General features: G+C 60.4%; 9 protein-coding genes and 1 other annotated feature. Of the genes, 5 read left to right on the plus strand and 4 right to left on the minus strand.

Going from position 1 to position 12,406, the window contains the following annotated elements; genetic code table 11:
- Positions 1–15: 15 nt before the first annotated feature.
- From O8B93_RS13840 to aspS, 4 genes are all read right to left on the minus strand, one after another.
- A complete protein-coding gene (locus tag O8B93_RS13840; protein WP_269710531.1) occupies positions 16–1,497 on the minus strand; it encodes a SulP family inorganic anion transporter in 1,482 nt (493 codons plus the stop codon).
- Between the two features lie 74 nt (positions 1,498–1,571).
- Positions 1,572–1,627 (minus strand) — a sequence feature (sul1 is cis-regulatory element that is thought to sense ions involved in sulfur or methionine metabolism; They are found in Alphaproteobacteria).
- A 78-nt stretch (positions 1,628–1,705) separates the two neighbouring features.
- Positions 1,706–3,811 carry a methyl-accepting chemotaxis protein gene (locus tag O8B93_RS13845; RefSeq protein ID WP_269710532.1) on the minus strand — a complete coding sequence of 702 codons (2,106 nt, stop codon included), beginning with the start codon at positions 3,809–3,811 and terminating at the stop codon, positions 1,706–1,708.
- Positions 3,812–3,915: 104 nt separating this feature from the next.
- Entirely contained in the window at positions 3,916–4,392 is a 477-nt protein-coding gene (locus O8B93_RS13850) for an FUSC family protein (protein WP_269710533.1), read from the minus strand.
- Positions 4,393–4,394: 2 nt separating this feature from the next.
- Entirely contained in the window at positions 4,395–6,182 is a 1,788-nt protein-coding gene (gene aspS / locus O8B93_RS13855) for an aspartate--tRNA ligase (RefSeq protein WP_269710534.1), read from the minus strand.
- Positions 6,183–6,362: 180 nt separating this feature from the next.
- Here aspS and O8B93_RS13860 point away from each other — a divergent pair, with 180 nt between their 5' ends.
- The 5 genes from O8B93_RS13860 (at position 6,363) to O8B93_RS13880 (ending at position 12,291) form a co-directional block, all read left to right on the plus strand.
- Positions 6,363–7,643 (plus strand): MFS transporter, encoded by a 1,281-nt coding sequence (locus tag O8B93_RS13860; protein ID WP_269710535.1) that lies wholly within the window; start codon positions 6,363–6,365, stop codon positions 7,641–7,643.
- A gap of 82 nt (positions 7,644–7,725) precedes the next feature.
- Positions 7,726–8,892, plus strand: coding sequence for a ribonuclease D (rnd, locus tag O8B93_RS13865; RefSeq protein WP_269710536.1), 1,167 nt, complete (start codon positions 7,726–7,728; stop codon positions 8,890–8,892).
- A gap of 81 nt (positions 8,893–8,973) precedes the next feature.
- Entirely contained in the window at positions 8,974–9,579 is a 606-nt protein-coding gene (locus O8B93_RS13870; protein WP_269710537.1) for a hypothetical protein, read from the plus strand.
- Between the two features lie 180 nt (positions 9,580–9,759).
- On the plus strand, positions 9,760–10,788 hold the full coding sequence (locus O8B93_RS13875; RefSeq protein WP_269710538.1) for an adenylate/guanylate cyclase domain-containing protein: 1,029 nt from the start codon (positions 9,760–9,762) through the stop codon (positions 10,786–10,788).
- 144 nt (positions 10,789–10,932) lie between these two features.
- A complete protein-coding gene (locus tag O8B93_RS13880) occupies positions 10,933–12,291 on the plus strand; it encodes an esterase-like activity of phytase family protein (protein WP_269710539.1) in 1,359 nt (452 codons plus the stop codon).
- Positions 12,292–12,406 lie beyond the last annotated feature (115 nt).

A 12,406-nucleotide genomic window follows, 5' to 3' on the forward strand; every position in this document is an offset into this window, starting at 1 on the left:
GCTTTTCTTTTGTGCTCAGTGCAGTGGCAGCGCCGCCGCATCCTGCTTGTCGTGTAGGGCGAAGCGGTCGATCATATGGGCGCTCGCCTCATTGACGCCGATTACCTCCACCCGCTTGCCGCTTCTGCGGAATTTCAACACCACCTTGTCCAGCGCGCCAACCGCCGAAATATCCCACAGATGCGCTTGGCTGACATCGATCGTCACCGCTTCCACCTCATCGGCGAAATCGAAGGCGGCGATGAAGCTTTCAGTCGAGGCGAAGAAAATCTGGCCATCGACCCGATAGATCCGTTCCCGCCCATCGGCTGAAAGCTCCGGCCGGACATGGAAGAGCTTTGAAACCTTGCCCGCGAAAAACACGCCGGAAAGAAGGACGCCCGCCAGCACGCCCTTTGCAAGGTCATGCGTTGCGAGCACCGTGCCGACGGTTACCAGCATGACGATGCTCGACGATGGCGGGTTGCGGCGGAGATCGAGGATGGAACGCCATGAGAAGGTGCCGATGGAGACCATGATCATGACAGCCACCAGTGCCGCCATGGGAATGATGCGAACGAGATCATCCAGCACCAGAATGAGGAACAGCAGGAAAGCACCCGCCACGAAGGTGGAAAGCCTACCGCGACCGCCGGAGCTGACATTGATGACGGACTGGCCGATCATGGCACAGCCGCCCATGCCGCCGATGAGGGCAGACGCGATGTTGCTCGTCCCCTGCCCGATGCATTCGCGGCTCTTGTTGCTGCCCGTATCCGTCATGTCGTCGACGATCTGTGCCGTCAGCAGCGATTCCAGCAGGCCGACAGCAGCCAGTGCAATCGAATAGGGAAAGATGATCTGCAGCGTCTCGAAGGTCAGCGGCACCTGCGGCAATGCAAAGATCGGCAGCGTCGAGGGCAATTCGCCGAGATCGCCGACCGTGCGGATGTCCATGCCGGAGAAAATCGCAACGCAGGTCAGGGCGACGATGGCGACCAGCGGTGACGGGATGATCTTCGTGACCAGCGGGAAGAGATAGATGATGGCAAGGCCGGCCGCGATCATGACATAGGTTTCAACGGGAACACCGATCAGTTCGGGCAATTGCGCCATGAAGATCAGGATCGCCAGTGCATTAACGAAACCGGTAATGACCGAGCGCGACACGAAACGCATCACCCGGCCGAGTTTCGCGAAACCCGCCACAATCTGCAACACGCCCATGAGGATGGTGGCGGCGAAGAGATATTGCAGCCCGTGTTCCTTGACGAGCGTGACCATCAGCACGGCCGTCGCGGCGGTTGCCGCCGAAATCATGCCGGGCCGCCCGCCGGTGAAGGCGGAAACGCAGGCGATGGCGAAGGAGGCGAAGAGCCCCACTTTTGGATCGACACCGGCAATGACGGAAAAGCCGATGGCTTCGGGAATGAGGGCAAGTGCCACGACGATGCCGGAAAGAACATCGCCGCGAATATTGGAAAACCACTCACGTCTGTAAGTCTGAAATCTGTTCATCTGATTTTTTCGCAAAGAATGACGCACCGGCCGGAACCATGTCCGGTAGATTGAAATAAAATGTCGGTGCTTTGCGTTGTCTGGCGGATCGGCGGCCAGAAGAGCCACCCGGAATTTCACCGGGTCCGTGGTGAGTGGCCCATTTATAGACAGCAAAAAAGCGGGCCGCAAGTTGCGCGCCCGCTTTCGGTACTTGCTACCGTGTATCTCAGGCCGCTTCGCGCCCGCCATATTCCCGCATTTCCGCGTCGCTCAGCCGGAACTGGTGGACGAGTTGCTTGAGACGTGCAGTCTCACCGGCCAGCATGGCGCTGGCGGCATTGTTTTCCTCGACCATGGCGGCATTCTGCTGCGTGCCCTGATCCAGATGATTGACGGCAGTGTTGATTTCGGAGAGCCCCAGCGACTGCTCCCTCGTGGCAGCGGCGATGGCTTCGATATGATCATTGATCGTCTTCACCGAGCCGCCGATGCGCGACAGGGCAGCGCCGGTTTCCCGGACGAACCGCGCCCCCTCCTTCACCTCCGTGCCGGAGGTCTGGATAAGCAGCTTGATTTCGGCAGCGGCCCTTGCGGAACGTTGCGCCAGTTCCCGCACCTCCTGCGCGACGACGGCGAAACCACGTCCCGCCTCGCCCGCACGCGCGGCCTCCACGCCGGCATTGAGGGCAAGAAGATTGGTCTGGAAAGCAATCTCGTCGATAACGCCGATGATGTTGCCAATCCTGCCGGAGGATTGTTCGATCTTTTCCATGGCGGTCACGGTGTCTACGACGAGATTGGCCGTGCGGTTGGCATCCTCGTCCGCCGAATGGGCGATCGCGCGGGCCTCTACGGCGCGCTCCGCTGAAATGCGGATATTCGCCGTCAACTCATCCAGCGCCGCGGCGGTTTCCTCAAGAGAAGCAGCCTGCTGCTCGGTACGACGGGCAAGATCGGCAGCGCTCTGGCTGATTTCCTGGCTGCCGCCGTCAATCGCCACGCTCGACTGCACGACGCCGGACATGGCAGCATCGAGTTGACGGATCGTCCGGTTGAGATCGTGACGCAGGGCTTCGAAATCCGGAGCAAAAGGCTCGTCCAGCTCGAAGGAGAGGTCGCCTGCCGCTAGGCGGCGCAGCGCCGCCGCAAGTCCGCCCGTCGCCTGCATCAGCCTTGCCTGTGCTTGGTCCTCCGCTTCTCGCTGGAACCGCGCTCTTTCGGTTTCGGCCTGTTGCCGGGTCGCAAGCGCCTGGTTCTCCAGCGCGATCTTGGCGATGGCGCCCTGCCGGAAGATTTCCAGCGCATGGGCCATGGCGCCGAATTCGTCCCGGCGGCGCAGGCCGGGAACGGCAAATTCCGTTTCACCTTCCGCCAGACGTCGCATTGCGCCGGTGATCGCGGTCGCCGGACGGGTAATTGAGCGGCCGATGAAGTAGACCCCGGCAAAAAGGCTTACGACGGTCAGCGCGATGAGGGCGACGACGATCGAAACCGTTGTTTCCGCCGCAGCGCTGTTCGCAAGAGCGCTTGCCTCCCTCTCCTGCCTGTAGGCCGTGGCAATATCGGTGACGACGGGCAGCAAGGCATCGTAGGCGGAAGCGAAACTTTCCCGCGCGCCCTCCTCCTCCAGCACGGCGGTCGCGTAAAAGCGAAAAGAGGCTGTGTATATCTCCAATGCATCCATGATGCGCTGACGCTCCGCACCAGGCCGATATTCCAGCTTCACCAGCGCCTTGAAGGTTTCCACCTCCGCGGCATGTTTCGTCACATAGGTTTCATCGCGCCGCAGGATGAAATCTTTCTCGTGCCGGCGCATCATCAGCATGCTGGCGCGGATTTCGGTATTGGTGACGGCGTCGGTGAGTTTTTCGATGGAGTGCACGCCGTTGCGCATGGCACCCTCAAGACCTTCGGACGGCGTGAGACCCAGTTCCCTGTTCTTGGCGACAAGTGCCTTCATGCGCTCGGAATAGGCCTCGGCACCCTGCGCAAGCTTTTCAAGCCGCGCCCGATTTTCGGATGTCGCGCTGCCTTCAAGATCGTCCAAAGACTGCCGGACCTGATTCATCGTCTGCCCGAACTGCACGACGGATTTCATATCGCGCGTCAGCAGAAAATCTCTCTGGTGAAGACGACTTTCATGCAGGTCGTCCTGCAGCGCCGTCAGCACCCCATCGCGCTCAATCAGCGTCTCTTCAGCAACGCGGTAACGCGCCTCCATCTGTCTCTGCCAGAGCAGCATGCCCGCAATAACAGCTATTCCGCACAGCGCAGCCAGCGCCAGCATTGACACGCGATGTGCAATTTTGAACGTCGAGACCAGCGAAAACATTCAACCCTCGTTTGCAGATTTCCTGCGGGGATGAATGATCGAGAAGACTTAAGGACTCCTCTACCGGATTTGTCAGTTTGATTAAGTTTTTGTGACACTTAGGGCTAGAACTTCAGACGCTCGCGAAAAAACACGAGCGCGACAACCATGCCGGTTGCCACACCGACGATGACATCGACAAACCGGACGAAACCGGCAATCTGCGGTCCCATCAGCAGGACGAGCATGGCCGAAGCGCCGGCCTGTATCGGCACGACCGCCGGCAGGCCGAACAGGGTGGCGAGGATCATGGCGATGAAGGTCGCCGAGGCCAGCCGGATTTCGGCGAAGTCATGCGGCACGAGCAGCGCGACCTCCCCGACAAGAATGCCGATGGTGACGCCGACCATCAACCCAAGCCCCTGACGAACATGGCTTGGAATGCCGGGAGACAGGCAGATCAGCGCGCTGATTGCGGCAAAGACGGGTTGCGGATGGCCGAGCCACCGATGCGCGACCCAGAACGCAAAAGCGGCCGCAAGCGCGGCCGCCAATGCACGGGTGAAGGCTGCACGAACACGTTCGAGCAGCGTCTTCAACATGATCAGTCCTTCTTGGACGGAACGACGCGCAGCGCCAGTTCGCGAAGCTGCGTCGGCGTTGCCGGCGACGGCGCGTTCATCAGAAGGTCCTGCGCCTGCTGGTTCATCGGGAACAGCGTGATTTCGCGCAGGTTCTTGGCGCCGACCAGCAGCATGACCACACGGTCGATGCCGAATGCGCAACCGCCGTGCGGAGGCGCGCCGTACTGGAAGGCGCGGTAGAGACCGCCGAAGCGCTCTTCCACATCGCTCTGCGACAGGCCGACCTTTTCGAAGGCCTTGACCATCAGTTCGGGCGACTGGTTACGGATCGAGCCGGAGGCGATTTCGAAGCCGTTGCAGACTGCGTCATACTGGAACGCCTTGATGGACAGCGGATCCTGCCCTTCCAGCGCTTCCATGCCACCCTGCGGCATGGAGAAGGGGTTGTGGGCGAAGTCGACCTTCTTTTCTTCCTCGTTGTATTCGAAGAAGGGGAAATCGACGATCCAGCACATTTCGAAACGGTCGCGATCGATCAGGTTCAGCTCGTCGGCGGCGCGGGTGCGCGCCTCGCCGGCGAACTTGTAGAACTTGGCGGGATCACCGGCGACGAAGAAGCAGGCATCACCCGCTTCCAGGCCGAGCTGCTGGCGCAGCGCCTCGGTGCGTTCCTCGCCGATGTTCTTGGCAAGCGGACCGGAGCCGCCGACCTTGCCGTCTTCTTCCTTCCAGAAGATATAGCCGAGGCCCGGCTGGCCCTGAGACTGCGCCCATGCGTTCATGCGGTCGCAGAAAGCGCGCGAACCGCCGGTCTTGGCCGGGATTGCCCAAACCTGAACCTTTGGGTTGGAAGCGATCATGTTGGCGAAGACCTTGAAGCCCGAACCGTCGAAATGCTCGGTCACGGCTTCCATGACGATCGGGTTGCGCAGGTCGGGCTTGTCGGAACCGTATTTGCGGATCGATTCGTCATAGGGAATGCGCGGCCACTGTTTCGTCACCGGCTTGCCTTCGGCAAACTGTTCGAACACGGCCGTCATCATCGGCTCCATCGTGGTCCAGACATCTTCCTGGGTCACGAAGCTCATTTCGACGTCAAGCTGGTAGAACTCGCCCGGCAGGCGGTCGGCACGCGGGTCTTCATCGCGGAAGCACGGAGCGATCTGGAAATAGCGGTCGAAACCGGCAACCATCAGAAGCTGCTTGTACTGCTGCGGCGCCTGCGGCAACGCGAAGAACTGGCCTTCGTGGATACGCGAGGGAACGAGGAAGTCGCGCGCGCCTTCCGGCGAGGAGGCGGTGAGGATCGGCGTCGTATATTCGGCAAAGCCCAGTTCACCCATGCCCTTGCGCATGGAAGAGATGATCTGCGTGCGCTTGACGATGTTCCTGTGAAGCGTCTCGCGACGAAGGTCGAGGAAGCGGTACTTCAGACGAACGTCCTCAGGATATTCCGGCTCGCCGAAGACAGGCAGCGGCAATTCCTTGGCAACACCCAGAACCTCGATTTCCTGCGCGTAAAGCTCGATCTCGCCGGTCGCCATACCCTTGTTGATGGTGTCCTCTGAGCGCGCCTTGACCAGGCCGTCGATGCGGATGACCCATTCGCCTCGCACGGTTTCCGCAACCTTGAAGGCCGGGCTATCAGGATCGGCCACGACCTGGGTGATGCCGTAATGATCGCGAAGGTCGATGAAGAGAACGCCGCCATGATCTCGCACGCGGTGAACCCAACCGGAAAGGCGAACGGTTTCGCCGACGTCGGACTTGCGGAGAGCGGCACAGGTGTGGCTGCGATAACGATGCATTTTTATATCCTGGAACGTGTCGTGGGCCAGAGAGGCGGCACTGTCGAAATTTGCCGGAAAAGCGCATGACCAGCCTGATTTGTCAAGGCAAAGCGCAAGATTGTCGCCTTCCGCCTGTCCTTTCCCCCGCCTTGGCTTTAGATAGGGCTAATCCAGCCTGCCAAACCGAGTCGGCCCGCAATGAGCCAGATCAGACCTCTTATCCCGCTTCTCGTCACCGCCGGCATTCTGATCGGCGGCAACGGCCTGCAGGGAACCTATATCGCGCTGCGCGGCCTCTCCGAGGGATTTTCGGCCAGCACCATCGGCCTCATCAGCGCTGCCTACAGTATCGGCTTCGCGCTCGGCTGCATTTCGGTGACGCAGCTCATGCGCCGGATCGGCCATATCAGAACCTTCGCCACCATGGCGGCGGTCGCTTCCGCCGCATCGATCGCCATGCCGCTCGTCATCCATCCGGTGTTCTGGATGCTGATGCGTTTCGTCATCGGTATTGCGGTCGCCTGTCTTTTCGCCGTGATCGAAAGCTGGATCAATGCGCAGGTCACAAATTCCAACCGGGCGCGCACGCTTTCCATCTATCGTTTCGTCGATCTCGGCTCCGTGACGCTGGCGCAATATATCATTCCCATCGCCGGTATCGGCGGGCCGGTGGTGTTTTCGCTGATCGCGATGGCCCTGTCGCTTTCGCTGGTGCCGATCTCGCTTGCCGACAAATCCAACCCCGCGCCGCCAAAACAGATTCCCTTCAATCTTTTCGCCGTCTGGCGCATCTCGCCGCTTGCCGTTGTCGGCTGCGTGGCCGTCGGGCTCAGCATGGCGGCGTTCCGCAACATGGGGCCGATCTATGCCGAACAGATCGGAATGTCCGTCACCGCCATCGCCACCTTCATGAGTGCCGGCATCATCGGCGGCGTGGTGCTGCAATATCCACTCGGCGTCTATTCCGATCGTTATGACCGCCGCATCATCATTCTCGCCACCACCGCCGGCTCTGTCATCGTCGGCCTGTTCCTCGCCTTCTTCGCCGGCACGGATGAATGGAGCAACATCATCGGCGTCTTCGTTTTTGGCGCCTTTGCCCTGCCGCTCTATTCGCTGAGTTCCGCGCATGGCAACGATCACGCCAAGGAAGGCGAGCATGCGATGATGTCGGCCGGGCTGCTGTTCTTCTGGTCCGTGGGCGCGACGGTCGGCCCGCTTCTCGCCTCGCTCCTGATCGATCAATTCGGCCCCAAGGCACTGTTCAGCTATACGGCCGCGATCCAGATCGTTTTCATCGCCTATACGCTGTACCGGCTGCAGGTGCGCGAAGGCGTTCCCGTCGAGGAGAGGAACTGGCGGTTCCGCTCGCTTTTGCGCACCTCCGCCTATTTCCAGAAGCTCGCCGCCCCCACCCCGCCCAAAAAGGCCGACCACCCCAAAAAAGATGAACCGGAGCCCGAGAAAAACGATCCTTGAGGCCGGAAAAGCGGGCTTTGTATTGACATGCGCCCGGCAAAGGGAAAGTAAGACGGATAATTTTCACGAGTGGCCATTTGCAATGATTGAAACGACTGCCGCCCTCGCCGAAGCCTGCACGGAACTGGCGAAATCGGAATTCATTACCATCGACACCGAATTTTTGCGGGAAACGACCTTCTGGCCGGAGCTGTGCCTCGTACAGATGGCGAGCCCGACGCTCGAAGTACTGGTTGATCCGCTGGCCAAGGGTATCGATCTTACGCCGATGTTCGAACTGATGGCCAATCCAAACGTCGTGAAGGTTTTCCACGCCGCGCGGCAGGATATCGAAATCATCTACCATCTCGGCGGGCTCATTCCGCATCCGATTTTCGACACGCAGGTCGCCGCCATGGTCTGCGGTTTCGGCGATTCGATCTCCTACGACCAGCTTGTCCAGAAGATCAAGAATGTGCAGATCGACAAATCCTCGCGTTTCACCGACTGGAGCCGCCGTCCGCTGACCGAAAAGCAGCTGGACTACGCGCTGGCCGACGTGACGCATCTGCGCGACGTCTATCTCTCGCTCAAGGCGCAGCTGGAGCGCGAGGGCCGCTCGCTGTGGCTGACCGAAGAGATGGACATTCTGGAATCCCGCGACACCTACGACATGCATCCCGACGATGCCTGGCTGCGGCTGAAATCGCGCCTGCGCAAGCCGACCGAACTTGCCATCCTCAAATTCGTCGCCGCCTGGCGCGAGCGTGAGGCGCGGTCGCGCAACGTGCCGCGCTCCCGCGTGCTGAAGGACGATGGGATCTTCGAAATCGCCCAGCAGCAGCCGAAGGACGCCGAGGCGCTGTCGCGGCTTCGCACCATCCCGAAGGGCTGGGAACGGTCCACCTCCGGCACCGCCATCATCGAAACGGTGAATGCGGCGCTGGCGCTGCCGAAAGAAGAGATGCCGAAGGCACCGCGCCACAGCCATGCACCGGAAGGCTCCGGTGCTGCCGTGGAGCTTTTGAAGGTTCTTCTGAAACTGACGGCGGACAAGCACGGCGTCGCCGCCAAGGTCATCGCCAACAGCGACGATCTGGACAAGATCGCGTCCGAAGGTGAAAAGGCAACCGTTGCGGCGCTGACCGGGTGGCGACGCGAGCTGTTCGGCGATGTGGCGCTGAAGCTCATCAATGGCGAAGTGGCCCTGCGTTTCGCCGGCAAGAAGGTCGAGGCCGTGGAAGTTGAGGTGGCAGTGAGCGAGTCGTAACCGCCCGCCTTTCTCACCCCAATTTTGCCCGCATCGCGTCCCATCTCTTTACCGATGGTCGCGCGATTTGAGGGTCTTGCCATGAAACCTGCCCGCACTCTGCTGCTCGCCGCACTTGTCGCGGCGGCAGGCATTCTCCCCTCTCTTCCAGCCCGGGCCGCCGAGGACAAGGTCGATCTGCAGGGTGAATGGACGACCGACTGCCTGAAGATCGGCAAGAACGACCGCCACGGCATCATCACGCGCATCACCATTCGCGATAGCCGCATACATGCAGTGTCGCAGATTTATGCCCGCAACGGCTGCCAGCGGCCAACGGTACAGGTGCGTTACGAGGGCACGCTGGATGGCGGCCTGAAAGATCAGGACAGCCTGCTTTTTGCCCACACCATCACCTCGATCACCATGACGCCGAATGACGGCGATGTCGTCGAGCGCTATAATCGCGATCCAAAAGGCATGGGCTGCGGCCTGAGCGGCTGGAAAGAAAACATTGCCCTCGATGTCGATGGCCGCACCTGCGCCGCCATCACCTTCGCCCGCAAGGGAGAAACCCTGTTCGACCGCGCCTGGATCGATGGCAACAAGCTTCGTTTTGCCGCCTTTCCGGTCAAATGGTCGAACCGCACGCCCGACGACCGGCCACAATCGCCGCTTGAAACCGTCTATCACAGAACATCCTATTAGAAGTGGTGCCACATCCGCAGGCGTTTGCGGCAACCGCGCAACAGCCTTACCAATCCTTCATGCAACCTTACCGATTGCTCACTTTTTGCGGCGCTTTTTCCACACTAATGTCGCATATGACCTGAACAGAAGCTTTGCCCGAGGGGAGCGCGGGCTTCCCTTTCCGAGATCAGAACCGACATGAGAAAATTGCTGCCCATTCTGGATTACGTGGTGCTGTTCGTTGCCGTGGCCGGCAGCGGCGTAGCCTACGCCTTTCTGGAATATGGCGGCGGCGCGTTGATCGGCGCGACCTATGCGCTTTTCGCTTGCGCACCGATCCTCGCTTTTGAGCGCGGTTACATCATGCCCGGCCTGTCGCGACAGGTGAGCGCCTTGCCGACACCGGCCTATATCGCCGTCGGCCTGATCATCTATGCCGTGCTGGTTTTCTGCGGATTCGGTCTCGGCGGCACCATCCTGTGGCTGAGCGGGATATTTCCCGGCACCTGGAAACGCGCCGTTCACGCCGAAGTGCAGACGCTGATCTTCACGCTCATCGTCTGCGGCATCATCGTCTTCATCATGCGTGTGCGCGAGCTTCTCGGCCGCGACATCTTCATCGACCTCATTCTCGGGCGCTATCGTCGGCCGATCAGCGAAGACCGCGTCTTCATCTTCATCGATCTCGTCGGCTCCACCTCCTTTGCCGAAACCCATGGCGACCTGAAGGCCCAGGAATTCCTCGGCGAAATCTTTGCCAGCTATGCAGCACCGGTCAGACGACATGGCGGTGTCATCGACGATTACATCGGAGATGCCGCCATCATCACCTGGCCCTATCACATGGCGATAAGGCGGGCGGCCTGCGTGCGCTGCGTTTTCGACATTCAGGCGACCATGGAGGAAAAACGCGACATGTGGCTTTCCCGCTTCGGCGAGATGCCGCGCCTGCGTTTCGCCATCCATGGCGGGCCGGTCATCACAGCGGAAATCGGTGTCGACCACCACAAGATTACCTATTTCGGCGATACGGTGAACACGACCTCGCGCCTCGAATCGCTGAGCAAGATGCTCGGCCATCCGGTGCTGATTTCCGCCGATCTCGCCCACCAGCTGGTGCTCCCAAAGGGCGTGCGCAGCGAATATCTCGGCGAACATGCCGTGAAGGGCCGTGGCCAGACGCTTGGCGTCTGCACGCTCAGCCAATATCAAGCGCCCGCAGCATAAGGGTTATCGGCACCCAGAGGCCACGTGCCGGTGGCGGCCGTCACAAAATTTCATCAAAGCTTCAAACGGCAATCACCTGCCTGTCATGCGGCGACCCTATCGCGTCAATCCTGTCTTCAACAGGTATTGAGAGGGGTCTCCATCATGAAGCACATTCTTTTCGCCTCCTGCGCGGTTCTCGCGCTCGCCACCGCATCGCATGCGGCAGACCAGGAGTTTCCGGCAAAGCTGGTCTCCCACGCCATTCTGCCGGCAAACACCATCATTCCGGCGCCCACTGACGCGCCTGAACACCTCAAGACCTCCGCCAAGTTCACCACCGCCGACCGCAAGCGCGCAGAAGGTCTGGGCACCGTGCCGGGCAAGGACGGCGTACGTCTCACCGGTCTTTCCATGCCTTTCAACGGTCAGGCGATGCAGGGTTTCTCCGGCATCAAGGCAATGCCCGACGGCAGCTTCTGGAGCCTTTCCGACAATGGCTTCGGTTCCAAGCTCAATTCCAGCGACGCCATGCTGATGCTTCACCATCTGAAGTTCGACTGGGATGCCGGCAAGGTCAATGCGCTGGAAACCGTGTTCCTTTCCGACCCCGACATGAAGGCGCCCTTCCCCATCGTTCTCGAAGGCACCGCCAAGCGCTATCTGACTGGCGCGGATTTCGACGTCGAATCCATTCAGCCGGTTGCCGATGGTTTCTGGGTGGGCGAGGAATTCGGCCCCTATATCCTGAAATTCACCCGCGACGGCAAGCTGACCGACGTCATCTCCACCAAGGCCGGCGATATCGAGGTGAAGTCTCCCGATCATCCCACGCTCGCCCTGCCCGGCAACCCGACACAGAAGATGCCGGCCTTCAACCTGAAGCGATCTGGCGGTTATGAGGGCATGGCACTTTCCAAGGACGGTTCCAAGCTCTACGGCCTTCTGGAGGGCCCGCTTTACATGGCCGATGGCCAGGTGGAGAAGACCGAAGACGGCGCGACGGCGCTGCGCATCATCGAACTCGACACTGCCAAGAAAGAATGGACCGGCCGCACCTGGCTCTATCCGCTGGCGCAGGGTGGCGAAGCCATCGGCGACTTCAACATGCTTGATGACAGCACCGCGCTGGTCATCGAACGCGACAATGGCGCCGGCACCGCCGACAAGGCCTGCGCCGACCCGAAGAAGCCGGAAGCAAACTGCTTTGCCGTGCCCGCCAAGGTGAAGCGCATCTACAAGATCGAATTTAATGACGCCAATGTCGGCAAGGCCGCCCGCAAGATCGGCTATATCGACCTTCTGAAGATCTCCGATCCTGACAACAAGAAACGTCAGGGCGGCGGCAATGGTTATTACGACATGCCTTTTGTCACCATCGAGAATGTCGACCGCGTCGATGCCACGCATATCATCGTCGGCAACGACAACAACCTGCCCTTCTCGGCCGGCCGCGCGCTGGACAAGGCTGATGACAACGAATTCGTCCTGCTTGAGGTCAAGGACCTGCTTGACGCCAAGTGAGACCAAGGCTGCTGCCAATCGTTTCGGCAGCAGCGAATGACACAACGGAGCGCCGGGCAGACACAAAGGTTTGCAGGGCGCTCCATTCGATTCTCAAGAGCCAACAGAAACATGC

Source organism: Martinezella rhizogenes, from assembly GCF_027460065.1.
Taxonomy (GTDB): Bacteria; Pseudomonadota; Alphaproteobacteria; order Rhizobiales; family Rhizobiaceae; genus Agrobacterium; species Agrobacterium rhizogenes_C.